This window comes from Sphingomonas sp. JUb134 (assembly GCF_004341505.2).
Taxonomy (GTDB): domain Bacteria; phylum Pseudomonadota; class Alphaproteobacteria; order Sphingomonadales; family Sphingomonadaceae; genus Sphingomonas.
Genome location: NZ_SLYP02000001.1, coordinates 2,729,482 through 2,754,635, shown reverse-complemented (window position 1 = coordinate 2,754,635; position 25,154 = coordinate 2,729,482). Strand labels below are relative to the sequence as shown.

At 68.8% G+C, this 25,154-nt stretch carries 23 protein-coding genes and 1 tRNA gene; 11 read left to right on the top strand and 13 right to left on the bottom strand.

The genetic code is table 11. The features are described 5' to 3' along the window. The first annotated feature begins 54 nt into the window (after nt 1-54). A complete protein-coding gene (locus tag EDF69_RS12755; RefSeq protein ID WP_204991380.1) occupies nt 55-1,281 on the top strand; it encodes an SPOR domain-containing protein in 1,227 nt (408 codons plus the stop codon). A 13-nt stretch (nt 1,282-1,294) separates the two neighbouring features. Here EDF69_RS12755 and EDF69_RS12750 read toward each other — a convergent pair whose 3' ends face one another. The 5 genes from EDF69_RS12750 to EDF69_RS12730 all read right to left on the bottom strand — a co-directional run bounded on the left by EDF69_RS12750 (nt 1,295) and on the right by EDF69_RS12730 (nt 5,873). Continuing rightward, a complete protein-coding gene (locus tag EDF69_RS12750) occupies nt 1,295-2,512 on the bottom strand; it encodes a dihydroorotase (protein ID WP_132884130.1) in 1,218 nt (405 codons plus the stop codon). Beyond that, complete coding sequence (locus tag EDF69_RS12745) at nt 2,509-3,498, bottom strand: aspartate carbamoyltransferase catalytic subunit (RefSeq protein WP_132884129.1); 990 nt, start codon at nt 3,496-3,498, stop codon at nt 2,509-2,511. Before EDF69_RS12745 ends, EDF69_RS12750 begins: the two co-directional genes overlap by 4 nt. A 206-nt stretch (nt 3,499-3,704) precedes the next feature. After that, nucleotides 3,705-4,253 carry a hypothetical protein gene (locus tag EDF69_RS12740; RefSeq protein ID WP_132884128.1) on the bottom strand — a complete coding sequence of 183 codons (549 nt, stop codon included), beginning with the start codon at nt 4,251-4,253 and terminating at the stop codon, nt 3,705-3,707. Between the two features lie 52 nt (nt 4,254-4,305). Then, nucleotides 4,306-4,767, bottom strand: coding sequence for a Holliday junction resolvase RuvX (ruvX, locus tag EDF69_RS12735; protein ID WP_132884127.1), 462 nt, complete (start codon nt 4,765-4,767; stop codon nt 4,306-4,308). Continuing rightward, the gene (locus EDF69_RS12730) at nt 4,764-5,873 is read right to left on the bottom strand and encodes a DUF3089 domain-containing protein (protein WP_132884126.1); all 1,110 of its coding nucleotides are present in this window, start codon (nt 5,871-5,873) and stop codon (nt 4,764-4,766) included. The genes ruvX and EDF69_RS12730 overlap by 4 nt, the downstream gene beginning before the upstream one ends. Nucleotides 5,874-6,025: 152 nt before the next feature. On the opposite strand from EDF69_RS12730, the gene gatC reads away from it, so the two are divergent. The 4 genes from gatC (at nt 6,026) to EDF69_RS12710 (ending at nt 10,729) form a co-directional block, all read left to right on the top strand. Then, nucleotides 6,026-6,313, top strand: coding sequence for an Asp-tRNA(Asn)/Glu-tRNA(Gln) amidotransferase subunit GatC (gene gatC / locus EDF69_RS12725; RefSeq protein WP_125962276.1), 288 nt, complete (start codon nt 6,026-6,028; stop codon nt 6,311-6,313). Continuing rightward, nucleotides 6,313-7,797, top strand: a complete 1,485-nt coding sequence (gene gatA / locus EDF69_RS12720) for an Asp-tRNA(Asn)/Glu-tRNA(Gln) amidotransferase subunit GatA (protein ID WP_132884125.1) — start codon at nt 6,313-6,315, stop codon at nt 7,795-7,797. Before gatC ends, gatA begins: the two co-directional genes overlap by 1 nt. Before the next feature lie 177 nt (nt 7,798-7,974). Further along, on the top strand, nt 7,975-9,477 hold the full coding sequence (gene gatB / locus EDF69_RS12715) for an Asp-tRNA(Asn)/Glu-tRNA(Gln) amidotransferase subunit GatB (RefSeq protein WP_132884124.1): 1,503 nt from the start codon (nt 7,975-7,977) through the stop codon (nt 9,475-9,477). A gap of 331 nt (nt 9,478-9,808) precedes the next feature. Further along, nucleotides 9,809-10,729 carry an oxygenase MpaB family protein gene (locus tag EDF69_RS12710; protein WP_132884123.1) on the top strand — a complete coding sequence of 307 codons (921 nt, stop codon included), beginning with the start codon at nt 9,809-9,811 and terminating at the stop codon, nt 10,727-10,729. Nucleotides 10,730-10,749: 20 nt separating this feature from the next. Here the strand turns inward: EDF69_RS12710 and EDF69_RS12705 are convergent, their stop codons facing one another. Further along, the gene (locus EDF69_RS12705; RefSeq protein WP_129340579.1) at nt 10,750-10,968 is read right to left on the bottom strand and encodes a hypothetical protein; all 219 of its coding nucleotides are present in this window, start codon (nt 10,966-10,968) and stop codon (nt 10,750-10,752) included. An 11-nt stretch (nt 10,969-10,979) separates the two neighbouring features. Continuing rightward, the gene (locus EDF69_RS12700; RefSeq protein WP_129340580.1) at nt 10,980-11,213 is read right to left on the bottom strand and encodes a hypothetical protein; all 234 of its coding nucleotides are present in this window, start codon (nt 11,211-11,213) and stop codon (nt 10,980-10,982) included. 113 nt (nt 11,214-11,326) lie between these two features. Between EDF69_RS12700 and EDF69_RS12695 the strand changes: the two genes are divergently transcribed. Both EDF69_RS12695 and tig read left to right on the top strand, forming a co-directional pair. After that, a tRNA-Leu gene (locus EDF69_RS12695) sits at nt 11,327-11,411 on the top strand. Nucleotides 11,412-11,480: 69 nt separating this feature from the next. After that, nucleotides 11,481-13,136 (top strand): trigger factor, encoded by a 1,656-nt coding sequence (tig, locus tag EDF69_RS12690; RefSeq protein ID WP_132884122.1) that lies wholly within the window; start codon nt 11,481-11,483, stop codon nt 13,134-13,136. 157 nt (nt 13,137-13,293) lie between these two features. On the opposite strand, the gene EDF69_RS12685 is transcribed toward tig, so the two are convergent. From EDF69_RS12685 to EDF69_RS12675, 3 genes are all read right to left on the bottom strand, one after another. After that, nucleotides 13,294-13,782, bottom strand: coding sequence for a M1 family metallopeptidase (locus EDF69_RS12685; RefSeq protein ID WP_165890060.1), 489 nt, complete (start codon nt 13,780-13,782; stop codon nt 13,294-13,296). Between the two features lie 87 nt (nt 13,783-13,869). Then, nucleotides 13,870-14,823, bottom strand: a complete 954-nt coding sequence (locus EDF69_RS12680) for a hypothetical protein (RefSeq protein ID WP_132884120.1) — start codon at nt 14,821-14,823, stop codon at nt 13,870-13,872. A gap of 17 nt (nt 14,824-14,840) precedes the next feature. Next, entirely contained in the window at nt 14,841-15,848 is a 1,008-nt protein-coding gene (locus tag EDF69_RS12675; RefSeq protein WP_132884119.1) for a DUF5700 domain-containing putative Zn-dependent protease, read from the bottom strand. Nucleotides 15,849-16,144: 296 nt separating this feature from the next. On the opposite strand from EDF69_RS12675, the gene EDF69_RS12670 reads away from it, so the two are divergent. The 4 genes from EDF69_RS12670 to EDF69_RS12655 all read left to right on the top strand — a co-directional run bounded on the left by EDF69_RS12670 (nt 16,145) and on the right by EDF69_RS12655 (nt 19,778). Beyond that, entirely contained in the window at nt 16,145-17,062 is a 918-nt protein-coding gene (locus EDF69_RS12670) for a glycosyltransferase family 2 protein (RefSeq protein WP_132884118.1), read from the top strand. An 89-nt stretch (nt 17,063-17,151) separates the two neighbouring features. Continuing rightward, nucleotides 17,152-17,778, top strand: a complete 627-nt coding sequence (locus tag EDF69_RS12665) for an ATP-dependent Clp protease proteolytic subunit (protein ID WP_132884117.1) — start codon at nt 17,152-17,154, stop codon at nt 17,776-17,778. Nucleotides 17,779-17,922: 144 nt separating this feature from the next. Further along, the gene (gene clpX / locus EDF69_RS12660; RefSeq protein ID WP_125960446.1) at nt 17,923-19,188 is read left to right on the top strand and encodes an ATP-dependent Clp protease ATP-binding subunit ClpX; all 1,266 of its coding nucleotides are present in this window, start codon (nt 17,923-17,925) and stop codon (nt 19,186-19,188) included. A 113-nt stretch (nt 19,189-19,301) separates the two neighbouring features. Continuing rightward, nucleotides 19,302-19,778, top strand: a complete 477-nt coding sequence (locus EDF69_RS12655) for a DUF2141 domain-containing protein (protein WP_132884115.1) — start codon at nt 19,302-19,304, stop codon at nt 19,776-19,778. Nucleotides 19,779-19,832: 54 nt separating this feature from the next. Here the strand turns inward: EDF69_RS12655 and EDF69_RS12650 are convergent, their stop codons facing one another. From EDF69_RS12650 to EDF69_RS12640, 3 genes are all read right to left on the bottom strand, one after another. Continuing rightward, nucleotides 19,833-21,302 carry a PQQ-dependent sugar dehydrogenase gene (locus tag EDF69_RS12650; protein ID WP_132884114.1) on the bottom strand — a complete coding sequence of 490 codons (1,470 nt, stop codon included), beginning with the start codon at nt 21,300-21,302 and terminating at the stop codon, nt 19,833-19,835. Between the two features lie 81 nt (nt 21,303-21,383). Continuing rightward, entirely contained in the window at nt 21,384-24,842 is a 3,459-nt protein-coding gene (mfd, locus tag EDF69_RS12645; protein ID WP_132884112.1) for a transcription-repair coupling factor, read from the bottom strand. Between the two features lie 30 nt (nt 24,843-24,872). Further along, nucleotides 24,873-25,139 (bottom strand): FAD assembly factor SdhE, encoded by a 267-nt coding sequence (locus EDF69_RS12640; protein ID WP_132884110.1) that lies wholly within the window; start codon nt 25,137-25,139, stop codon nt 24,873-24,875. Between the last annotated feature and the right edge of the window lie 15 nt (nt 25,140-25,154).

The window sequence follows — 25,154 nt, the reverse complement described above, 5'->3', positions numbered from 1 at the left end:
CGCAATCAAGGGACCGGGAATGGGCGACGTGCAGGCGGCTGGGGCAGGGGTGGAATGCTGAGGAGCCGTGCCCTGTTTTCCGTGGGCGCGTCCGCCCTGTTGCTGGGCGCCGGATGTAGCACCAGCGGCTCCGGCGACCCGGCCGTGGCGAGCGACGCTGCAGGGGCGCGCAGCCCGTCGCGGATCGACAAGCTCGTCAACAAGGCGGAGGTCGCGATCGCGGAGCATCGCGGCTCGGCTGCCGTGAAATACGCCGAGCAGCTGGTGGCGCTGTCGCCTTCCGATCCCGCGCATCGCGCGCTGCTAGCCCATGCCTATCTGCAGGCGGGTCGCTTCGCCTCGGCCGCGCAGGCGGCGGGCGATGCGCTGGCGCTCGACCCGCGCGAGCCGCGCGCGGCGCTCGACCTGGCGCTTGCACAGACGGCGCTCGGCGACTGGACCGCGGCGCGGGCGACGCTTGCCAGCTATGCGGAGGTTCTGAGACCGGCGGATCGCGGGCTGGCGCTGGCTCTGGCGGGCGATCCGATCGGCGGGGCGGTGCTGATCGGCGAAGAGGCGCGCGGCGCTGGCGCCAGCGCGACCGCGCGGCAGAACCTGGCGCTGGCGCTCGCGCTGGGCGGGCGCTGGGCGGAGGCGCGTGCCGTGGCGGCCGTCGACCTGACCGGCGACGAGCTCGAGCGGCGGATGCGCGAGTGGATGGCGTTCGTACGGCCGACGACCTCCTCGCAGCAGGTGGCGACTCTGCTCGGTACCGAGGCGGTGGCCGATCCGGGGCAGCCGCTGGCGCTCGCGCTGGTGCGCCCGGCTGCGGCGGCACCGGTGGCAGTGGCGCAGGCGCCCGCGCCGGTAGAGGTGGAACAAGCCGCCGCAACGCCTGCCAGTGGTGTCCGCTTCGCACCGCGCCAGGAGATCGTGCAGCCGATTGCCGCGCGCGTGGCGGTTTCGCATGAGGCGCCGCGGCGGATCGAAGCGGCCGCGCCCGCGCGGGGGCGCTATTACGTGCAGCTCGGCGCGCATGAGGATGCGGCCGTGGCGAGAGACGCCTGGGAGACGGCGCGACGTCGCTACCGGGCGTTAGCAGGGCTCACCCCGTCCGGCGTGGAGGCGCGGGTCGGCGATGGCCGCTTCTATCGCCTGTCGGTGGGCGGGTTCGCGCGGCCGGAGGCGGTGGCGCTGTGCGAGCGGCTGCACGCGCAGGGCGGCCGCTGCTTCGTCCGCGCCGAGGCGGGCGATCGGGTGGCCGCCTGGGTCGCTCGCGAGCGGCAGGTCGCCGCCCGCTGACCGGCGGGCCGCTTCAGAGGAAGCGGCCGCCCTTCATGACCTTCAATGCCTTGCCCTGCACCGGCAGGCCGTCGAACGGCGTGTTGCCGGCCTTGGCGGCCATGCGCTCGGCCGAGATCAACCAGGGGGCGTCGGCGTCTGCGATCACCAGGTCGGCGGGGCTGCCGGCCGCCAGCGTGCCGGTGTCGATGCCGAGCACACGCGCCGGGTTGACGGCGAGCAGCGCGAACAGGCGATCGAGCGTGAGCACCTCGTCGCGGACCAGCCCGAGGCCGAAGGCGAGCAGCGTTTCCGCGCCGGCCATGCCTTCGCTCGAATCGGTGAAGGGCAGGCGCTTTTCCTCCGGCCCGCGCGGGTCGTGGCCCGAGCACAGCACGTCGACCGTCCCGTCGCGCACCGCGGCAAGTGCGGCCTGTCGGTCGCCTTCCGACCGCAGCGGCGGCGAGAGATGGGCAAAGGTGCGATAGTCGTTCAGCGTGTTGTCGGACAGCAGCAGGTGCGCGGGAGTGATGCCGCAGGTGACCGGCAGCCCGCGCGCCTTGGCCCGGCGGACGAGGTCGAAGCCGGCGGCGGTGGTGACCTGGCGGAAGTGGATCGCGGCGCCGGTCTCTTCGACCAGCATCAGGTCGCGGGCGATTGCCAGCGCCTCGGCCATTGATGGCGCGGCGGGCAGGCCAAGCCGGCTGGCGGTCTCGCCCTCGGTGGCGACTGCGCCCCCGGCCAGTCCGCCGTCCTCGGCGTGGGCGATGACCGTAAGGCCGCAATCGCGGGCGTAGCGCAACACCTTGCGCATCACGCCGGAGTCGCCGATCCAGCGGCGGCCGGTCGCGACCGCGCGCGCCCCCGCACTGGCGTTGGTCGCCATTTCGGCGAGGTCGGTGCCCGCCAACCCGCGCGTGGCGGCGGCGATCGGGTGGATCCACAGGTCGGGCTTGCCCGCCTTGGCGGCGCGCTCGACGATGCCAGGGTCGTCCAGCACCGGCGACTGGTCGGGCATCAGCCCGATGCGGACAATGCCGCCGGCGCGGAAGGCGGCCGGGTCGACCGCGAACACGCCCAGGTCGACGATGCCGGGGGCGAGCAGCTTGCCGCGCACGTCGATGCGCTCGGCACCCTCGGGTACCGCCACGTCGCCGACTGCCGAGATGCGATCGCCCTCGACCAGCAGCGTGCCGGAGGAGACGCCGTTGGCGGGGCAAACGAGCGTCGCGTTGACGAAGGCGAGGGTCATGCCCAGCCCTCCACGCCGCGCGAGCGCCGGGTCAGCACGTCCAGGCAGGCCATGCGGACGGCGACCCCCATCTCGACCTGTTCGGTGATCGCCGAACGCTCAAGGTCATCAGCGACCTCGGAGGTGATCTCAACGCCGCGGTTCATCGGGCCGGGGTGCATGACGAGGGCGCCGGGCGCCGCGCGCTTCAGCCGTTCGGAGGTGAGGCCGTAGCGCATGTGATACTCGCGGGTGGAAGGGATGAAGCCGCCGTTCATGCGCTCGTTCTGGAGGCGGAGCATCATCACGACCTCGGCGCCTTCGAGGGCTGCGTCGAAGTCGGTGAAGGGCGTCACGCCCATGCGCTCGATCTCCGCCGGCATCAGCGTCGAGGGGGCGACCACGCGCACTTCGGCGGCGAGGGTGGTGAGCGCCAGGATGTTGGAGCGGGCGACGCGGCTGTGGAGCATGTCGCCGCAGATCACGACCTTGCGGTGGGCGATGGCGCCGGTGCGGCGGCGGATGGTGAGCGCGTCGAGCAGCGCCTGCGTCGGATGCTCATGCCAGCCGTCGCCGGCGTTGAGGACGGGGCAGTCGACCTTGCCCGCGATCAGCTTGACCGCGCCCGAGGCGGAATGTCGGATGACGATCACGTCGGCGCGCATGGCGTTCAACGTGACGGCGGTGTCGATCAGCGTCTCGCCCTTCTTCACGCTCGACTGCGCGGCGTGCATGTTGACGACGTCCGCACCGAGCCGCTTGCCCGCGATCTCGAACGACAGCAGCGTGCGCGTCGAATTCTCGAAGAAGGCGTTGATCTGGGTGATGCCCTCCAGCCGACGGTCGCTCTGGGCGCGGCTACGGTTCGCCTCCACCCATTGTTCCGCCTCGTCGAGCAGGAACAGGATCTCGTGGGGCTGGAGGCCCTCGATGCCGGTCAGGTGGCGGTGCGGAAACACCGCGCCCCCGGGGATCTGGGCGGCGGGGCTGTGATCGGAAATGTGCATCGAGGGGATCGCCTAATCCCCGCCGCGGGCACGCGCAAGGCGTGCAGGGTGATCGGTCAGCTAGGCTGGACCGACGTATCCCGTTCCGTTCGCCTCGAGCAGCCGTCGAGCTTGTCGAGACGGCGTGTCGAGAGGTCGCGCACGCCGCCCCTCTCGATACGGGCTCTCGACAAGCTCGATCCCTACTCGAGGCGAACGGGGGAGGTTCAGGCGAGGCGCAGCTGGGGGCGGCGGCCGAACACCGACGGCGCACCGGCGGTGAGCGCGAGGTAGAGCGCCATCAGGCCGGTGAACCACATCGCGTCGTTGCGGGCGAGCATCCAAACGATCGCGGGGGTGAAGTTCTCCGTCCCGCCCAGCACCATCGCGGTGAGGTAGGTCACGACTTCATAGGCGACGAACGCACCCGCAATCGCCGCGACCATGCGCGCGAGCGACAGCGTGCCGGTGGAGCCGCGCACCGCATTGGCGACGCCGAAGCCGGCGAGCGTGCTCACTGCGATCGCGACACCGCGCAGGATCGTCATCGGGTCGGTCGGATAGCCGAGGAAGCCGAAGCCGATGATCTGGTTGAGCAGCCATGCGCCGAGCACCGCCATGATGCCGGCGCGACGCGAGAGGGTGAGCGCCGAAGCGGCCGCAAGCGCTGCGAACGGGGTCATGCAGGCGAGCGCGAAGCTGCCGAGGACGGCGGCGCCGTCGATCGCGACGAGCCAGCTGAGGTCGCGGGCGGAGCTGCTGCTGCGGGATGCCATGAATAGTGTCCTGTCTATGTCCGGTGCCCCATAGCGCGGAGCCAAGTGCGCGTCAGCTGTTCACCAGCGCGTCGATTGCGGCCTGCAAGATATGCGCGGCGGCCATTTTGTCCACTGCCTCGGCGCGCTTGGCGCGGCTAATGTCCTGCTCGATCAGCACGCGCTCGACGGCGACCGTCGACCAACGCTCGTCCCACAGCAGGATCGGCTGGCCCAAGTCGTCCAGGTTGCGGGCAAAGGCACGGGTCGATTGGGTACGCGGCGAATCGCTTCCATCCAGGTTGAGCGGCAGGCCGATGACGAGGCCGACCGTCTGGCGCTCCGCGATCAGGGCGACCAGCGCAGCCTTGTCCTTGGTGAACTTGGTGCGGCGGATCAGCACGGCCGGGCTCGCAAAGCTCCAGCCCGCATCGCAGGCGGCCGTGCCGATCGTCTTGGTGCCGACGTCTAGGCCCAGCAGGCGCCCGCCGTTGGGAAGCGCTGCGCGGAACGCGGCAGAGTCGGTGGTGATCATCGGGCCTTCCACGCCTTCAGGCGGCGCGCGGCGTCGGCGCGCACGCTGCCCCAGAACAGGCTGTAGTCATAGACGTGATAGTTGTTGCCCGGCAGGACGTAGCTGCCCACGTCGGGCGGGTTCGTCCCGATCAGCAGGAAGCCGCGCCCGTCGCAGCGCGCCGCCACCCGGCCAGGCTCCAGCGTCGCGTTGGTGAGGTTGGCGTTCGGGAACAGCGTGCCGAGGTTCGCGCTTGCCGGCGCGTCCGCCCCCGGCGTGCCGGTGATCGGGTTGGTGCAGATGAGCGGCGTGCCCTTGCGCGAGGCGCCGGTGAAGCCGGTGGTCGCATCGAAGGTGTCGGTGATCAGGCGCGGATCGGCCGGTTCGGCAAAGGCCTGCCAAGACAGGATGCAGCCGGGCTGGTCGGCCGCGGTGCATTCGGGGAGGCCGAGTGCCGGCAGGTCGGCAGTGCGCGACACCGGCCAGCCCACGACATAGGCGGCGACGATGCGGCGGGCGAGCGGCTTGCCCGCAACCCGATCCTTGAGCAGGCGGGTGAGGTGCAGCGAGCCCTGGCTGTGCCCGGCGAGCACGATCGGACGGTTCGGGTCGACCTGGGTCAGGAACGAATCGAACGCCTGCAGCACGTCGGCATAGGCGAGATCCAGCGCGCGCTCGGCATCGCTCACGGTCGTGAGGAATGCGCCGAACGTCGCCTGGCGATAGCGCGGTGCCCAGACCTCGCCCATGGCGTTGAAGGCGCTCGCCTGGCCGCGCAGGAACAGGGCAGCGCGCCAATTCGCCTCCTCGTCGGCGAGCGGTGCGTTCCACTGGTTCTTGCGGAGGTAGGAGGTCGGGTGGATGAAGAACACCGCTGCCTCGGCACGCTCGGGCACGCCCATGCCGGGCGGCGTCCAGCGCGCCGGGTCGTTCGCCGTGCCCGGCCGCGCGAGCCACATGTCGGGGTCCGCATAGGCTGTGGGCGCCGCCGCCGGCTGTTCCGCGAAGCGCGCGCTCGGCACCATGCTCCAGCGCAGGAGTTCCGCGCCGAACATCCGAAATGCAAAGGTGCCGCCGAGCGCGAGCATGACCAGAATTGCCACTCCGTAGAGGAATTTGCGCGCCACGCGGGCTCTCCGTTGTGCAGTGCAGCATCGAGGAGGTCGACGCAACCGGCTTCCCGTGCGGCAAGCATGCGCATTACGCAACCGTCGGGCCATGTGGCGCAGAGGCCGCCGCCCGCTTGTGGCGGGGGTGCGGGGATGCTAGCCGCGGACCCATGTCCGTAGACACTGCAACCGTGAAGCGCGTGGCGAGCCTCGCGCGCATCGCCATCACCGATGCCGAGGCGGAGCGCCTGGCGCCCGAACTCGGCAACATTCTCGGCTGGATCGAGCAACTGGGGGAGGTGGATACCTCTGCCGTCGAGCCGATGACCGCCGTCATCCCCAACACGCTGCGCCTGCGCGAGGACGTCGTCACCGACGGCAACGTGCGCGACGCGGTGCTCGCCAACGCGCCCCAGGCCGAACACGGCTTTTTCACCGTGCCCAAGGTGATCGAATAGTGACCGAGCTTACCGACCTGACCGTCGCCGGCATCCGCGACGGCGTGCGCTCCGGCGCCTTTTCCGCGCGCGAAGTGGCCGACGCGTTCGTGACCGCGGTATCGCGCGCCAAGGATCTGAACGCCTTCCTGGTGGAGACGCCCGACCACGCGCTCGCCGCCGCCAAGCAGGCGGACGACGCGCGCGCTGCCGGCGAGACGCTCAAGCCCCTGGCCGGCGTGCCGATCGGCATGAAGGACCTGTTCTGCACCAAGGGTGTGACGTCCACCGCGGCGAGCCACATCCTGGAGGGCTTCACGCCGACCTATGAGTCGACGGTGTCGCAGCGGCTGTGGGACGCGGGCGCCGGCATGCTCGGCAAGCTCAACATGGACCAGTTCGCGATGGGCTCGTCCAACGAGACCTCGGCGTTCGGCAACGTGATTTCGCCCTGGCGGCGCGGCGGCGGCGACAATGCCCCGCTCGCACCCGGTGGTTCCTCGGGCGGCAGCTCGTCGGCGATCGCGGCGCGGCTGTGCCCGGCGGCGACCGGCACCGACACCGGCGGCTCGATCCGCCAGCCGGCCGCCTTCACCGGCATCAGCGGCATCAAGCCGACCTATGGCCGCTGCTCGCGCTGGGGCGTGATCGCCTTCGCCTCGTCGCTCGACCAGGCGGGGCCGATGGCGCGCGACGTGCGCGACTGCGCGATCATGCTGGAGGCGATGTCGGGCTTCGACGTGAAGGACTCGACCTCGCTCGACCTGGCGGTGCCGAAGTGGGAGGCGGGGCTTTCGTCCAACCTCGCGGGCAAGCGCGTCGGCATCCCCAAGGAATATCGCGTCGACAGCATGCCGGCCGAGATCGAGGCGCTGTGGCAGCAGGGCATCGACTGGCTGCGCGATGCGGGTGCCGAGATCGTCGAGGTGTCGCTGCCGCACACCAAATACGCGCTGCCGGCCTATTACATCATCGCGCCGGCGGAGGCGTCGTCCAACCTCGCGCGCTATGACGGCGTGCGCTACGGCCAGCGCGAGCTGCCCGAGGGCGCGAACCTGCAGGACATGTACGCCGCCACCCGAGCCGCCGGCTTCGGCGACGAGGTGAAGCGCCGCATCATGATCGGCACCTATGTGCTGTCGGCCGGCTTCTACGACGCCTATTACACGCAGGCGCAGAAGGTGCGGACGCTGATCGCGCAGGACTTCGAAAAGGCATGGTCGCAGTGCGACCTGCTGCTCACCCCGACGGCGCCGTCCGCGGCGTTCGCGCTGGGCGAGAAGTCGGACGATCCCATCGCCATGTACCTCAACGACGTCTTCACCGTGCCGTCGTCGCTTGCGGGTCTGCCGGCCATGAGCGTACCGGGCGGGCTGGACGCGGGCGGGCTGCCGCTAGGCCTGCAGGTGATCGGCAAGCCGCTCGACGAGCAGGGCGTGCTGAACGCCGGCCTCGCCATCGAGGAGCGCGCCGGCTTCACCGCACGTCCCGAGGCTTGGTGGTAAGCTTTCTTGATTGGGTGAACGGGCTTGGCGCTTTGGCCGGCCTGATCCCCGATCGGGCAGTGAGACGCGATGACGATCGACCGGCAAAGCGTCGAGCGACGCCGAAACCGGGCACGAGTACCGAACCCAGGGTGAAGCACCGGCTGTTGCGTCGCCCAACCCGTGGATTGAAACAAGATGACTGAGTCCACCTACCGCATCCGTGGCGCGACCGGCGACTGGGAGGTCGTGATCGGCCTAGAGGTCCACGCCCAGGTGACCTCCAACGCCAAGCTTTTCTCCGGCGCGGCGACCACCTTCGGTGCGGAGCCGAACACGCAGGTCAGCCTGGTCGATGCGGCCATGCCCGGCATGCTGCCGACGCCCAACAAGGAATGCATCCGCCAGGCGGTGCGCACCGGCATGGCGATCGACGCGCAGATCAACAAATGGTCGCGGTTCGATCGCAAGAACTATTTCTACGCCGATCTGCCGCAGGGCTATCAGATCAGCCAGCTCTACCACCCGCTGGTGGGCGAGGGCCGGTTGCTGATCAGCCTGGACGAGAAGGATCCGGACGCCGAGACCAAGGAGATCGGTATCGAGCGCATCCACGTCGAGCAGGATGCGGGCAAGCTGATGCACGACCAGCACCCGACGCGCTCCTACGTCGACCTCAACCGCTCGGGCGTGGCGCTGATGGAGATCGTCAGCCGTCCGGACATGCGCTCGCCCGCCGAGGCCGGCGCCTATGTCCGCAAGCTGCGCACGATCCTGCGCTATGTCGGATCGTGCGACGGCAACATGGAGGAAGGCTCCATGCGCGCCGACGTGAACGTCAGCGTGCGCAAGCCCGGCGAGCCGTTCGGCACGCGGACCGAGACCAAGAACGTCAACTCCGTGCGCTTCGTCATGGCGGCGATCGAGTATGAGGCGAAGCGTCAGGTGGAGGTGCTGGAGGACGGCGGCCGCATCGTCCAGGAGACGCGGCTGTTCGATCCCGACAAGGGCGTGACCCGCTCGATGCGGTCAAAGGAAGACGCGCACGACTATCGCTACTTCCCGGACCCGGACCTGTTGCCGCTGGTGCTGGACGACGCGTTCCTGGAGGAATGCCGCCAGTCGCTGCCCGAGCTGCCGGACGCAAAGCGCCAGCGCTACGAACAGGCGCTGGGCCTGTCCGCCTACAACGCCGCGGTGCTGACCGCCGAGGCGGAGACGGCGCGCTGGTTCGAGGCGCTGCTGGCCGAAAGCGCGCTGGTCCAGAAGAAAAGCGAGAGCGAGGTCGCCAAGGCCGCGGCGAACTGGCTGATCTCCGACCTGTTCGGCGCGCTCAACCGGCTGGGCAAGGACATCGGCGAGAGCCCGGTGACCCCTGCGCAGGGCGCCGAGCTGCTGGGCCTGGTTGCTGACGGCACCATCTCCAACACGCTCGGCAAGCAGGTGTTCGAGATCATGCTGGAAACCGGCGAGGGCGCCGGCACGATCGTCGAGGAGCGCGGGCTCAAGCAGACCAGCGACACCGGCGCCATCGAGGCGGTGATCGCCGAGGTGATGGAGAAGAACGCCGACAAGGTCGCCGATTATCGCGGCGGCAAGGACAAGCTGTTCGGCTTCTTCGTCGGCCAGACGATGAAGGCGATGGGCGGCAAGGCCAACCCGGCGGTGGTGAACGAGCTGCTGAAGAAGACGCTGGGGTAAGGGGCGTCGGAGGGGCGGGGGAGCTTCCTCCCGCCACTCGTGTACCCCGGCGAAGGCCGGGGCCCAGTTGGGGGACGCGTGAGAGGGCGTACGCGTCCGATCCATCCTCGTATTCCCGCGCAGGCGGGAATCCAGGGCCATGCAGAACAACGGGTGCCGGCGTTCGGAACCCTGGGCTCCCGCCTACGCGGGAGCACAAAGGTGGGAGAGGGGGCGGCCTTCGTCCGCGTCCCCAACTGGGCCGCGGCCTTCGCCGGGGTGCGGTCTCGTGCGGAGCCCTGCGGACCCAAGCCGGCGGGAACCTCGGCCGGCGGCTGCGCGTCGAACGGCCATGACTGCCGCCGCTCTCTCGCTTCCCATGCCGCTCCAGCGCCGTCTGGAGCGCGAAAGTGCGTCGCTGTTCGCGGGCGACGGCATGCCGCAGGTCGACTTCACCCGGCCAGCGGGCGAGCCCGCGCTGGTCGCGCCCGACTCGGTCTCGTGGCGGGTGTTCAAGAACCCGGTGTCGCTGTTCATCGGTGGCGTGGCGGCGGTGCTGCTCGAACTCGGCGAGCCGCGCGTGCGGTCGGGCGTCTGGGAGCACAGCAGCTTTCGCAGCGATCCGGTGACGCGCCTGCGCCGCACCGGGCTTGCCGCGATGGTCACGGTCTACGCGCCCGCCAGCGTCGCCGAGGCGATGATCGCCGGGGTGGGGCGCCAGCACGCCCGCGTGCGCGGGACGACGCGGGAGGGGCAGGCCTATGCGGCGATGGATCCCGAACTGCTCGACTGGGTGCAGGCGACCGCCTCGTACGGCTTCCTGATGGCCTACCACCGCTTCGTCCACCCGCTGGACGCAGCCGATCGCGACCGCTTCTGGCGGGAAGCGCAGCCGGGCGCGCGCCTGTTCGGCGCCACCGGCACGGCGGACAGCGAGGCCGGCTGGGAGGCGATGCTCGCTGCCATGCTGCCCAAGCTGCGGGCCGCGCCCGAGATCCACGAGTTCCTGGCGATCATGCGAGACGCGCCGGCGTTCCTGCGTGCGCTGCGTCCGATGCAGCGGCTGCTGCTGCGTGCCGCGGTCGACCTGCTGCCGGCGAGCGCGCGGGAGGTTCTGGAGCTTGGGCCGGAAGCCGGCCTACCGCGCGGCGGTGCGCGGCTGGTGCGGGCTGCGGGCATGGCGGCGGATCGGCTGGTGATCCGCAGCGCACCACCCGCGCAGGCGTGCCGCAGGATGGGCCTGCCTGCGGAGTGGCTGTACCGCGCCGCCTGAGCGGCGCGGTACGCGGCCGATTACTGCTGCGTCAGGTCCTGGTTCTTGACCACGCCGCCGGTGCCGGCGGTGCCGGCGAACTCGCCCGGCGGGTCGAGCGGGGAGGTGGTGCCGACCTTGGACCCGAGCCGCTCGACATCGTCCGAACGGGCCTGCACGGCCTGCTCGATGTCGCTGCGGGTGTCGTTGTCCGCTGCCGGATCGCTGTCGGGGTGGGGGCTGCGTTCGCGGTCGCTCATGAAACTCTCCTTTACGCGTGCATGATCGGCTGGCCGGGGGCCGGCGTGATCACCGGGTCGGCGCCCGGACTGGGATAGTCGATGTCGGGCCCGGGCGGGCTGATCTCCGGCGGGGGCGCCGAAGGCTGGCCGGGCTCGGCCGGCTGCGGCGGTGCCTCTGGCTGGGGCGCGTCGGGCGCAGCCGGGTTGCCGGGCGGGGGCGGCGCCTCCGGCGGGGCGGCCGGGATGGGGGGCTCTACGGGCATGGTGTCTCTCCTTGGACGCGCATTGAACGCGCCAGGCAGGCCCGTGGTTGCCACGACGCTTGCTCCAGCCTGTGTGGCTGCTATAGACGCCGCCGTGCCGGCGGTGTCCGCTCGCGGGCGTGGCGGAACTGGTAGACGCGCTGGATTTAGGTTCCAGTATCGAAAGATGTGGGGGTTCGACTCCCTTCGCCCGCACCAGCTTCGCTCTCGCAAGCGAAGCTTGTAGGACACCGTGATCCCGATCCTATTGGACGAAAGCTGTCGAGAATGCAGACTGTCGAGACGTTGAACGAGGGTTTGAAGCGGGCCTACACGCTCACCATCACCGCGGCCGAAATCGACGCCAAGGTCGATGCCGAGGTGAAGCGCGTGTCGCCGCAGATCCGCATGCCCGGCTTCCGTCCCGGCAAGGTTCCCGCGAACCTGGTGCGCAAGATGCACGGCCCGGCGCTGACGCAGGAAGCGCTCAACACCTCGATCCAGGAAGGCGTGCAGACGCTGCTTTCCGAGCAGAAGCTGCGCCCCGCGCTTCAGCCGCAGGTGTCGCTGGACGAGGGCTTCGAGCCGGGCAAGGACGCAATCGTCAAGGTCGAGCTGGAAGTGCTCCCGGACGTGCCGGCGCCCGCCATCGAGGGCATCAAGCTCGAGCGTCTGACCGTTCCGGCCGACGAATCGGCCATCGACGAGCGCATCCAGCAGCTCGCCAGCCAGAACAAGCGCCACGAAGATGCGCCGGAAGGCCATGAGGCCGCCACCGGCGACCTGGTCGTCATGGACTTCGCCGGCAAGGTCGACGGCGTCGCCTTCGAGGGCGGCACCGGCGAGGGCATGTCGATCGAGATCGGCTCGGGCCGCCTGATCCCGGGCTTCGAGGACCAGCTCGTCGGCATCAAGAAGGGTGACGAGAAGACCATCGAGGTCACCTTCCCCGAGGATTATGGCGTCGACACGCTGAAGGGCAAGCCGGCGACCTTCGACCTCAAGGTCACCGACGTGCGCGTGCCGGCCGGCGAGACCGTCGCCGACGACGAGTTCGCCAAGGCGCTGGGCCTGGAAAGCCTGGAGCAGCTGCGTGGCATCCTGAAGGACCAGGCCGGCCAGGAACTGAACGGCCTGACCCGCACCCACATGAAGCGCAAGCTGCTCGACCAGCTCGCCGCCGACCACGACTTCGAGGTTCCGCCGTCGATGGTCGAAGCCGAGTTCAACCAGATCTGGGCGCAGCTCCAGCACGAGGCGACCCATGAGGCCGACCCCGAGGCGGCGATGGCCGAGCTGGAGAACGAGCGCGAGGATTACCGCGCGATCGCGGTCCGTCGCGTCCGCCTGGGCCTGCTCCTGTCGGAGATCGGCCAGGCGAACGGCGTCGAGGTGAGCCAGCAGGAAATGCAGCGCCTGATCCTGCAGGCAGCGCAGCAGTATTCGCCGCAGGACCGCGAGCGCTTCATCCAGTACGTCCAGCAGGAGCCGATGGCGGCTGCCCAGCTGCGCGCGCCGCTGTATGAGGACAAGGTCGTCGACTTCCTGTTCGACAAGGCCGAGATCACCGACCGCGAAGTGACCCGCGAGGAGCTGGAAGCCGCGATCGAGAGCGAGGACGGGTTCGCCAGCGGCACCCACGTCCACAACCATGATCACGACCATGACCATGATCACGACCATGACCACGCGCATGGCCACGACCACGACCACGGCACCGAAGAAGCGGCTGCCGAGCCGGTGAAGCCGAAGCGCAAGTCGACCAAGAAGGCCGAAGCCGCCGACATCGAGCCGGCCGCCGCCGACGCCGAGGCAGCACCCGCCGCGCCGAAGAAGAAGGCTGCGACCAAGAAGGCTGCCAAGGAAGAAGGCGCTTCGGACGAGGGCGGCGAGACCGCACCGAAGAAGAAGGCCGCCAAGAAGAAGGCCGACGACGCCGCCTAAGCGCGCGTCCGACCGGATCGAAAAAGGGCTGCAGGTCGCAACGGACCTGCAGCCCTTTTCTTTTGGCGTGCACCTCTTCGACCGGACGCGGGGCCGTCGCACGGGAGTGGCTTCGCTCTCCAACCCGTCGCATGCTCGGGCGCGACGCACCCGGGCGCTAAAGGGCGGCGGTCCCCGTGCCCACGCAGGCGCGGGTGCCGCCGGCGACACACTCCGCGCGCCAGCGATCCCATGTCTCGCGCTTGATCCCCGACTGGACGGCAATCTCGGCAATGTCGGACCACCGATGGATCGGGGGCGCAGACAACAATCGCCGCATGAACATGCGCGTCTGGGCCTCGCCGACCGCCCGCTCGAGCGAGAGCAGCAGTAGGGGGGCGTAGTTATAGCGATAGCCCCCGTCGATCTGCGGCGAGGCGGTGATCTCGTCGAGCGCGACGAACGTCTGCGGCTGCTTTTCGATCGCTTTTCGAAGCTGCGCAACCTGGCGGGACGCTGCGTCCTCGCCCAGGATCGCCTGCTGGGCCTTGATCGACAGGAACTGCGCGGTCGATTCCAGCAGCAGCCAGGCGTAGGGGCCGGTCGGTCGGGTCAATGTGCCGAAGTAGTAATGTGCTGTTTCGTGGGACAGGTACGCTGCGTACATCTCGGCCTTCTCTCCCCCGGCGAGCAGGGCATCCCCGATGGCACCGACAGAGCCGCTGAGCGCGATCGTCGGCCAAGTCGCAAATCCCTAGGAGCTTTCCCTGCGATCCCGGTCCACCTGGTTCAGCGTCACCATCCGCAGCAGCGTCGGATCGTCGGCCATGGGCTGGCCAAGATAGCTGCCGTAGAAGCCGCGAATTCTGGAGAAGTGATCGGCCAGTGCTGCCTGCTGTGCCGCCGTCACTGACTGGTTGAGGATCGTCAAGCCACCGGTCCGCGTGAGCGGCCCCGTGCCGCCGAACAGGAGCAGGGGCCGCGCGAGCTCGCTTCTGAACTGCGCGACAGGACCCTTGGTCGCCCCGCTGCCGTTCATGTAGAGGAAGCGACAGCCATCGCAGGCGATCTCCAGATCATAAGCCATCACATCGACCCGCGTTTTCAGCACAGGGTCGAAGGGGGCGGGAAACCACACCGCCTGTTCGGACGCGCGCACGCTGTCTGCGTTGAAGGCGATCAGCCCCTTGAAGTCGGTCGGTGCGTCGCGCTCGGCATAGACGGGGAAGGCGCCGACGTAGGACACGCACATCGTGGCGGGCGCATCTTCCAACGTATACACACGTGCCTCGCCGTCGACCCCTGGATCGAACCAGCCGGTGAAGCTCACGGGCTTGCCGCTCCCATCCGTGACGCGCGCGACGTTCAGTCCGGCATTGAGCACGAAGGTCTTTGCTGTCGCCGGGGGTCGTGCTCCGACGCAAACCTGACCTTCAAATCGTCCGTCTGCCAGGGAAGCGCGGACCTTGCCCGTCGCGCGGACGGGTTGGTCCTTCTGAACCGGCGCGGCAGGCAGCGACGTCGCAGCCAGCAGGGTGAGCCCCGGGGCACCGAGCCCGTATGTAAGCGTCTTCATCGTTTCTGATCCCCGGGCCGTCAAAGAGCGGGCGCGACGGCGCTCCGCCCCCAGCGACACTGTCGTTTCCTGATCAAAGAAGTGCGGCGTCCCGCCGAAGGACGGCAGGACGGTGTCTCCCAGCACCGTCAAATGCGTCCGGTAAAGGTCTAGGCGAGGCAGGCCGCCAGGCGGTCGGCCGACCGGAGCGTCTCGGCGCCAAGGGCCGGGACGGCTTCCGACTTGCCGTAGCCGCGGAGCTTCCGGTAGCGCTGCACGAACAGTGCACCCGGCTGCCCGGTGAGCTCGGCAATCGCACCCTTGCCCTCTTCCGCGACGATCGCGCGCGCCATGACATAGCCCAAGGCATAGAGCACTTCGTCGCCATAGAAGCCCAGGGCATAGACGTCGTCGTACGGGACCTCGACGTCCGTATTCAGGCCATGGACCGACAGTTCGAGCAGCGTGACGCTTCGATCGACCAGGCCGATGTTGCGCAACGTCCTTTGCCGCGCCTCGTCGCTTCCCGCGTCGATCCCGGCTGGCATCGCAGCGACGTCGCCGACCAGGCTGGCGCTGCCCTCCATCTCCAGCGATGCGAAGAGCGGGACCAGCTCCTTGCTATGCGGCACCGCAGCCGTGCAGGCCTGGGCCTTGGGCGAGAGCGGCCGCGCCTGCTTGGCGATCCCCTGGATGGCGTGAAACAGCTCGTGCTGCATCACCGTGGCGGCGAGCGGCGCGGAAGGGAACCGGTCCAGGTTTAGGAAGAACTCCGGATCGCCGAAAGCGAAGCCGCCCGACGTGCCGCCCACGATCAGGTGGCCGACGACGTGTCCGCCCAGATCCGGCGGCGTGAACTCCGCGATCCTGCCTTTGACCTGATCCAGAAGATTGGACTGCGGGTCCTCCAGCTTGCCCAGCGTGGCGCGGATCTGTTCGATATGACTTCGCACCTGCCCGAAGCGGAACCTCGCGGGATCGGGTTCGGCATCGTTCCCTTGGGCCGCGGCGACCAAGGCCTTTGCGAACAGTTCGTTCGAAGCCGGACGCCCATAGTTGCGCGCCTTCCGGATCAGTCCCTGGTTGCCGGGAAGCGCAGCCACGCGCAGTGCGTCCGCCGTCGTCAACGCCGGGTTCTGGAGAGCTGCCAGGACCGCCTTGGTCGCCTCTACGTCCACCGTAACGGAAAGGTTTGCACGGGGTCGGCCAGATGCGGCCGATCGATCCTGTGTCGCACTGGGTGCCGCTCCAACCGCGCCCGCCAAAGAGAGAGCCGCCAGCGCAGCTCCGACCCGTCCATATTGCCGCATTCATTCCCCCCAAGAGTCCGACCGGTGTATTAACCCGGCAACACGGCTGTCAAGCGGCAAGGCCAGGGCTGGCGGCAACGCTCTCCGCGATCTTCTTTTCTGCTGGCGGCCAGTCTGAGGGATGGGCTAGGCGCGGGCGCAGTTCAGACGCTACCGGAACCTGCATGAAGATCGCCGTCCTGCTGCCCTGCTACAATGAAGAGGCTGCGATCGCGCAGACGGTGGCGGGGTTCCGCGAGGCGCTGCCGGACGCGACGATCTATGTCTATGACAACAACAGCCGCGATCGGACGGTCGCGGTCGCACGGGAGGCGGGGGCGGTGGTCCGCTCCGAGCGCATCCAGGGCAAGGGCGCCGTCGTGCGCCGCATGTTCGCCGACATCGAGGCCGACGTCTATGTGATGGCGGACGGCGACGCGACCTATGACGCCAGCGTCGCGCCGGCGATGGTGGCGCAGCTGGTCGGCGAACAGCTCGACATGATCGTCGGCTCGCGCGTCGAGCAGCACCAGGCCGCGTATCGCCGCGGCCACCGCTTCGGCAACCGGGCGATGACCGGCATTCTCGCCCGCCTGTTCGGGCGCAGCTTCACCGACATCTTTTCCGGCTACCGCGTCTTCTCGCGCCGCTTCGTGAAGAGCTTCCCCTCCCTGTCGGGCGGGTTCGAGATCGAGACCGAGATCAGCGTCCATGCGCTGGAGCTCAAGATGCCGGTCGCGGAGGTCGAGACCTGCTATTTCGCGCGGCCGGAGGGGTCGCATTCCAAGCTCAGCACCTATCGCGACGGCTGGCGGATCGCGCGGACGATCGCGACGCTCTATCGCTTCGAGCGGCCGCTGTGGTTCTTTGGCGCGGTGGGCCTCCTCCTCGCGGCCGTCGCGCTGCTGCTGGCGGTGCCGCTGGTGGTCACCTATCTACAGACCGGCCTCGTGCCGCGCTTCCCGACCGCGATCCTGGTGACGGGCCTGATGATCCTCGCCTTCCTGTGCGGATTCTCGGGGCTGATCCTCGACACGGTGGTGCGCGGGCGGGTGGAGGTGCGGCGGCTGGCCTATCTGGCGCATCCGGCCCCCGGCAACTGACGTCCCGCCGCGGATCGCACCTCGCGGCCCTTGCGCCGGGCGATCCGAGCGCCGATGTTGTGTTTCGAACCTTACCAAGCGGGAACCCAATGCAGGACATCCACGACGCCCTCGTCCCCATCGTCATCGAACAGTCGAGCCGCGGCGAGCGCAGCTTCGACATCTATTCGCGCCTGCTGCGTGAGCGGATCGTGTTCGTGACCGGTGGCGTCGAGGATCACATGGCGTCGCTCATCACCGCCCAGCTGCTCTTCCTCGAGTCCGAGAACCCGAAGAAGGACATCTGGATGTACATCAACTCGCCGGGTGGCGTGGTGACCGCCGGCATGGCGATCCACGACACCATGCAGTACATCCGCCCGCGCGTCGGCACGGTGTGCATCGGCCAGGCGGCATCGATGGGCAGCTTCCTGCTCGCCAGCGGCGAGCCGGGGATGCGCGTCGCGCTCACCAACGCGCGCATCATGGTCCACCAGCCGTCGGGCGGCGCCCAGGGCATGGCTTCGGACATCGAGATCCAAGCCAAGGAGATCCTGCGCATCCGTCGCCGGATGAACGACCTGTACGCCAAGTACACGGGCAAGCCGCTGGAGGAGATCGAGCGGGCGATGGATCGCGATACCTTCCTGGAGGCGGACGAAGCCAAGGCGTTCGGCCTGGTCGACCAGGTGTTCGACAAGCGCCCGACCCCGACCGAGGAAGCGCCTGCGGCCTGATCCGCGGCTGGAACATGCCCGCGCCTGAATCCGGCGGCGCGGGCAACGTCCTGATAACCAACGCGTTTTATGGATTGCCGGACCGGTGCCCGAGTGTAGACTGTCGGGCGGTGTAACGCGCCTAGGTGCGCGGGAGAGAAGTGAATGACCAAGCTCAGCGGCGGTGACTCCAAGAGCACGCTCTATTGCTCCTTCTGCGGCAAGTCGCAGCATGAGGTGCGCAAGCTCATCGCCGGCCCCACCGTGTTCATCTGCGATGAGTGCGTGGAGCTGTGCAACGACATCATCCGCGAGGAGACCAAGTCCGCGCTGGTGTCGAAGAAGGACGGGGGCGTCCCCACGCCGCAGGAGATCTGCGATGTGCTGGACGACTATGTCATCGGGCAGAAGCAGGCCAAGCGCGTGCTGTCGGTGGCCGTCCACAACCACTACAAGCGCCTGAACCACGGCCAGAAGGGCGCCGACGTCGAGCTGGCGAAGTCGAACATCCTGCTCGTCGGCCCGACCGGTTGCGGCAAGACGCTGCTCGCCCAGACGCTGGCGCGCATCCTGGACGTTCCGTTCACCATGGCGGACGCGACGACGCTGACCGAAGCCGGCTATGTCGGCGAGGACGTCGAGAATATCATCCTGAAGCTGCTTCAGGCATCCGACTACAACGTCGAGCGGGCGCAGCGCGGCATCGTCTACATCGACGAGATCGACAAGATCAGCCGCAAGGCCGAGAACCCGTCGATCACGCGCGACGTGTCGGGTGAGGGCGTGCAGCAGGCGCTGCTCAAGCTGATGGAAGGGACCACCGCGTCCGTTCCGCCGCAGGGTGGCCGCAAGCATCCGCAGCAGGAGTTCCTGCAGGTGGACACGACCAACATCCTGTTCATCTGCGGTGGCGCGTTCTCGGGCCTGGAGAAGATCATCGGCGACCGCCTGCAGGGCAAGTCGATCGGCTTCGGCGCCTATGTGGCCGCTCCCGAGGAGCGCCGCACGGGTGAGGTGCTGCGCCAGACCGAGCCGGAGGATCTGCTCAAGTTCGGCCTGATCCCCGAGTTCGTCGGCCGTCTGCCGGTGATCGCGACGCTCGAGGACCTGGACATCGACGCGCTGGTCAAGATCCTGACCGAGCCGAAGAACGCCCTGGTCAAGCAGTACCAGAAGCTGTTCGACATGGAGGGCGTGCGCCTGGGCTTCAACGACGACGCGCTGGTCGCGGTGTCGAAGAAGGCGATCGATCGCAAGACCGGCGCCCGTGGCCTGCGCTCGATCCTGGAGGGCATCCTGCTCGACACCATGTTCGACCTGCCCGGAATGGACGGGGTCGACGAGGTGGTGGTCGACAAGGACGTGATCGAGGGCCGCAAGGAACCGGTCCGCGTCTATGCGGAAAAGCAGAAGGCGGGAGACGCCGCCTGATCGGCGGCGCGCCCTAGCCAGAACCACGAAACGGGCGCCCGCAACGGCGCCCGTTTCTGCTTTGGGGGCTGCGGATAGGGGGGCCGCGGCTGCAAGAACGGAGATTTGAAAAGATGAACGCGACAATCGCGACGCTGCTCGGCGGGGCGCTGCTGGCCGCCGCCCCTGCGTCCGCACAGGCTGCCGATCCGGGCGCCTGCACCGCTGCGACGCAGACCTGGCTGATGGTGACGGTGCGCGGCCTCAAGAACAGCACCGGCAAGGTCCGTGTCCAGCTCTACGACGGCGCCGGCTTCCTGAAGAAGGGCCGCTGGCTCGGCCGCGTCGAGGCACCCGCGCGCGAGGGCGCGACCATCTGCATCGCCGTGCCGCGCGCCGGCGATTATGCGGTGGCGGTCCGCCACGACGCGAACGGCAACGGCAAGTCCGACTGGAACGACGGCGGCGGCTTCTCCCGCGACCCCAAGCTGTCGCTGATGCGCCTGGAGCCGGACTTCGCCAAGGTGGTGATCCCGGTGCGCTCGGGCGAGAATCGCGTGGCGGTGACGATGAACTACCGCCGCGGGCTGAGCATTGGGCCGGTCAAATAGAGCTCGATCCCGCACCCACCTCGGAGAGCTGTCCGAGGTGGGTGCGAGACTCTGCTAATCGGCCTGCCGCACGCGGAATACGTCACCGCCAGCATCGACTACGTACAGTTCGCCCTGCAGGTCCTCACCGAAGAGGGCGGGGTGGCCAAGGGTACCCTGGTCCGGTGCAAAGTCCGCCGTACGGCGTTCCAGCGCCGCTGCCCCGAGCGTGATTCCGGCAACAATCTTCGATCGCGGGACCGAGAACACGATCCCGCTCTTGTCCGCAAAGACATATTGATCCCGGAGCGAGGCGACGGACCCGCGATATACGTAGCCGCCGACGACCCCGCCGCCCTCAGGCCGCGTGTACTCGATCACCGGATCGATCGCGTCCTTGGGAGCCGGCGGGAGGACTACGCTCGTGCCCTCCTTCGCGGGCCAGCCGTAGTTGCCGGCGTTTGCGGTCGAGACGAGATTGATCTCTTCCTTTCCGGTTTCGCCCCGATCCGCCACGAGGAGCAGGCCGCTGGTGAAGCTGGCGCCACGAGGATTGCGGAAGCCCTTCGCGATCCTGGTGGCAACGTAGTACTTGGGCGAGGCCCCAGCGTATGGGTCGGGGTTGTTATCGACCCGAAGAAGCTTCCCGAGAATGGAGGTGTCGCTTTGTGCAGTTCCAGCGGGATCGCGCCTGCCGCCTCCGTCGGAGGTGACGACATAGAGCTTTCCGTCCGGCCCAAACGCCGTGGAAGCGGCATAGTTGTTGGTCGGCTCGTGTACCTCGGCTGCTACCGAAAGGACGGCCTCGCCGCAGGACGGTGAGAGGAACGTCCCTTGACGGCGACAGGCGGTGATCAAGACACGTCCCTCCCACCCGCTGAACACGGCGTAAAAGCGTCCATCGCTCGCGTAATTTGGCGAGACTGCAATCGCCTGGAGACCGCGCTCGCCTTCGGTGTCAACGGAGAGCGTCAGGAAAAGCGTCTTCTGGCCAGTCGCCGGATCCAGCGTGTAGATAGCGCCGCCGCGTTCAGCGACGAATAGCGATGTACTACCGGGAACTGGAACGATGGCGACGGGATCCACGAAGCCTGTAGCCACGCGTGTGAGTGCGATGCCTTCCTTGCTGTTCGTGACGCTGACCCGCAGGTCGAGGGTCGTGCGGGCCTGCCCGTCGCTGACCTGGAGCTGCACTTCATAGACATGGTCGGCGTTCGCATCGGCCGGCAGGTCGTAGTTCGGCACGGCGACGAACTTCAGCGTGGCTCCCGACAGGACGAACGCGGCGGCATCGGCCCCGCCCGAGATCGTGAAGGTGAGTGCGCTTCCTTCCGGATCCGTCGCTGCCGCCGTGTAGGTGAAGTCGGAGCTGTTTTCGACGACGTTCGCGGTTGCCGCCGAGGTGAACGCAGGCGCCTTGTTGGCGGGTGGTGGTGCCGGCGGCGCGGAATCATCATTGCCGCAAGCACTCAGCATCAGCGCACCCGCGACGGCACCGCCCGCGAGCAGCCAAGAGCGCATCGCGCTCGTCTTCCAGACTTCCATTATCCCCCCCGAGAATGTCTCGTCTGGCGAGGATAGGAGCCAGTCAAATCGGTGCGCAAGCGATTTGCAGCGGCGGCACCTTTACCCCGCTGCCTTCGCCAGCCCCCGCGACAGTTGCAGCGCCCCGTGGAGCCGGCTGCGCGGGTCGGGCCAGGCGCGGGAGATGGCGAGCTTCATGTCCGGCCGCAGCTTCGCCGCGCCGCCCAGGCGGTCGACATAGGCGAGGAGGTTGGGGACGTTGGGGAAATTGTCCTCGTGGAACGTCACGATCGCGCCGCGGGCGCCGACGTCGATCTTGGCGATGCAGGCGCGCTTGGCGTTGAGCTTGGTCTCGATCAGCTTCAACAGGTTCTCGGTCGCCTCGGGCAGCTTGCCGAACCGGTCGATGAGCTCGGCGGCGAAGGCGTCGATGCCGGTGCGGTCGTCCACGTCGTTGAGGCGGCGGTAGAGGCCCATGCGCAGGTCGAGGTCGGGGACATAGTCCTCCGGGATCAGGATCGGCGCGTCGACGGTGATCGAGGGCGAGAACTCCTTGGGCTTGTCCTCGCGCAGGCCGCCGGCCTTGGCATCGAGGATCGCCTCCTCCAGCATCGACTGGTAGAGTTCGTAGCCCACTTCCTTGATGTGGCCCGACTGCTCGTCGCCCAGCAAATTGCCGGCGCCGCGAATGTCGAGGTCGTGGCTCGCGAGCTGGAAGCCGGCACCCAGCGACTCCAGGTCGGACAGCACCTTCAGCCGCTTGGTCGCGGCCTCGGTCATCTGCCGCTCGGGCGCGGTGTTCATATAGGCGTACGCGCGCGTCTTGGCCCGGCCGACGCGCCCGCGCAGCTGGTAGAGCTGGGCCAGGCCGAACTTGTCGGCGCGGTTGATGACGAGCGTGTTGGCGGACGGAATGTCGAGCCCGCTTTCGACGATGGTGGTCGACACCAGCACGTCGTAGCGCTTGTCGTAGAAGGCGGACATGCGCTCCTCGACCTCGCTCGGGCTCATCTGGCCGTGGGCGACGACGTAGCGGATCTCCGGCACATCCTGCGCCAGGAACTTCTCGATGTCCGGCAGGTCGGCGATGCGCGGCGTCACGAAATAGGCCTGGCCGCCGCGATAATGCTCGCGCAGCAACGCCTCGCGGATCACCACCGGATCCCAGGGCATCACATAGGTGCGCACCGCCAGGCGATCGACCGGCGGGGTCTGGATCACCGACAGCTCGCGCAGGCCCGACATCGCCATCTGCAGCGTGCGCGGGATCGGCGTGGCGGTCAGCGTCAGCATGTGGACGTCGGCCTTGAGCGCCTTCAGCCGTTCCTTGTGCGTCACGCCGAAGCGCTGCTCCTCGTCGACGATGACGAGGCCGAGCCGTTTAAAGTCGATGGTCTTGGCGAGCACCGCATGCGTCCCGACGATCACGTCGATCGTGCCGTCGGCGAGCCCTTCCTTGACCCGCTTTGCCTCGGCCGCGGGCACCAAGCGGGAGAGGCGGCCGACGTTGATCGGGAAGCCCTCGAACCGCTGGGTGAAGTTCATGTGGTGCTGGCGCGCGAGCAGCGTGGTGGGACAGACCACGGCCACCTGCATGCCGGCCATCGCCGCCACGAAGGCGGCGCGCAACGCCACCTCGGTCTTGCCGAAGCCGACGTCGCCGACGACCAGCCGGTCCATCGGCGTGCCGGCGGCGAGATCGTCCAGCACGTCGCCGATCGCGCGATCCTGGTCCTCGGTCTCCTGGTACGGGAAACGGTCGACGAAGGCGGGATAGCCGCTGTGGTCGGGCTCGGCGACTTCGGCCGGGCGCAGCGCACGTTTGGCGGCGGTGGCGATCAGCTCGCCCGCGATCGCCTGGATGCGCTCCTTCATGCGGCTCTTGCGCCGCTGCCACGCCTCGCCGCCCAGCTTGTCGAGCGTCGCGCCTTCCTCGCCCGATCCGTAGCGGGAGAGGACCTCCAGGTTCTCGACCGGCACGTAGAGCTTGTCGCCGCCGGCGTAGCTCAGCGCCACGCAGTCGTGCGGCGCGCGCGAGACCGGGATCTGGGTCAGCCCTTCGTAGCGGCCGATGCCGTGCTCGGTATGCACCACCAGGTCGCCGGGCGAGAGCGTCGCCAGCTCCTGCAGGAACGCGTCGGTGTTCTTGCGGCGCTTGGCCCGCCGGACCAGCCGGTCGCCGAGCATGTCCTGCTCGGTCAGCACCGCCACGTTGGGCGCCGTGAAGCCGTGGTCGAGGGGGAGGACGATCAGCGTCGGTCCGCGCTCGGCCGCCCCCAGCGCCTCCTGCCAGCCGTCGGCGGCGATCGCACCCTTGAGGCCATGGTCCGCGAGCAGCCCGGTCAGCCGCTCGCGCGCACCCGGCGAATAGCTGGCGAGGATCGCCTTGCGGCCCTCGCGCTTGAGCTTGGCGAGGTGCGCGACCACCGCCTCATAGACGTTGTTGCCGGCGGTGCGTTCGGGCGCGAAGTCGCGCGGGCCGTCGACGCCGAAGTCGAGCACGGTCGCGCTCTCCGGCTCGTGGAACGGCGTGACTTGATGCGCCGCCGCCTCGTCCAGCCGCCGCGTCCATTCCTCGGCATTCAGGTAGAGCTGGTTGGGGAGCAGCGGGCGGTAGCTGCCGGGATCGGCCGACTGCGCGCGGGCGCGGTTGGCGTGATAGTCGGTGATGCCCTCGAACCGTGCCTCGGCGGCGCCGGGTGTACCTGCGTCGCGCACGATCACCGCGTCAACGGGCAGGTGCTCGAACAGCGTCTCCAGCCGCTCCTCGAACAGCGGCAGCCAATGCTCCATGCCCGAAAGGCGGCGCCCGTCGGAGATCGCCTGGTAGAGCGGGTCGCCGGTCGCGGTCGCGCCGAACGTCTCGCGATACCGCGCGCGGAAGCGCTTGACGCTTTCCTCGTCGAGCAGCGCTTCGGACGCGGGGAGCAGGGTGAAGCCGTCGATGCGGCCGCTGGTGCGCTGGTCGGCGGGATCGAAGGTGCGGACGCTTTCGATCTCGTCGCCGAAGAAGTCGAGCCGCAGCCCCTGTTCGGAGCCCGAGGGAAAGAGGTCGACCAGCCCGCCGCGTACCGCGAACTCGCCGGCGTCGTGGACGGTCTCGACCCGGACATAGCCGTTGCCCTGGAGCAGCTCGGCCAGGCGATCGAGGGAGATGCGCTCGCCCGGCGCCAGCCGCGCCACCAGCTGGCGGATGCGGAACGGGGTCAGCACCCGCTGGGTGACGGCGTTGACGGTGGTCACCAGCAGGCGCGGCGCCTTGGCCGGGGTCTGAAGCGCGTGGAGCGTGGCCAGCCGCTCGGACATGGCGCGCAGCGTCGGGGAGGCGCGGTCGTAGGGGAGGCAGTCCCACGCCGGGAAGCTCAGTACCTCCAGCTCGGGCGCGAAGAAGGGCGCAGTCGCCGCCACCGCCCGCATCGCCGCCTCGTCCGGGGCCACATAGACCACCCCGCCGGCGCTTCCCCGCGCCAGATCGGCGAGCAGGCTGGGCAGGAACCCCGCCGGCACGCCCGAAAGCGTGAGCGGGCGGCTGGCGGACAGGATGGTCTGGAGATCGGGCATAGGCGGCGGGGCGGTCCGTTCAGAAAGGGATCAGCGCGCGATCGGCACGTAGTTCAGGGTCTTGAGCGCCGCCATCACGGTGCCCTCGAACTGCGGCGGCACCGGCTGGGTTCCCATCGCCCAGGCCATGATGTCGACGTCCTGCTCCTCCAGGAAGGTTTCGAACCACGCGATCTCTTCGTCGTTCCAGCCTTGCCCGTGCGCGTCGAAGAAGCCGCCGATCATCAGGTCGGCTTCCTTGGTGCCGCGGTGCCAGGCGCGGAAGCGCAGGCGCTTGAGACGGGTTTCGCGGTCCATGGGATCTCCAACGGC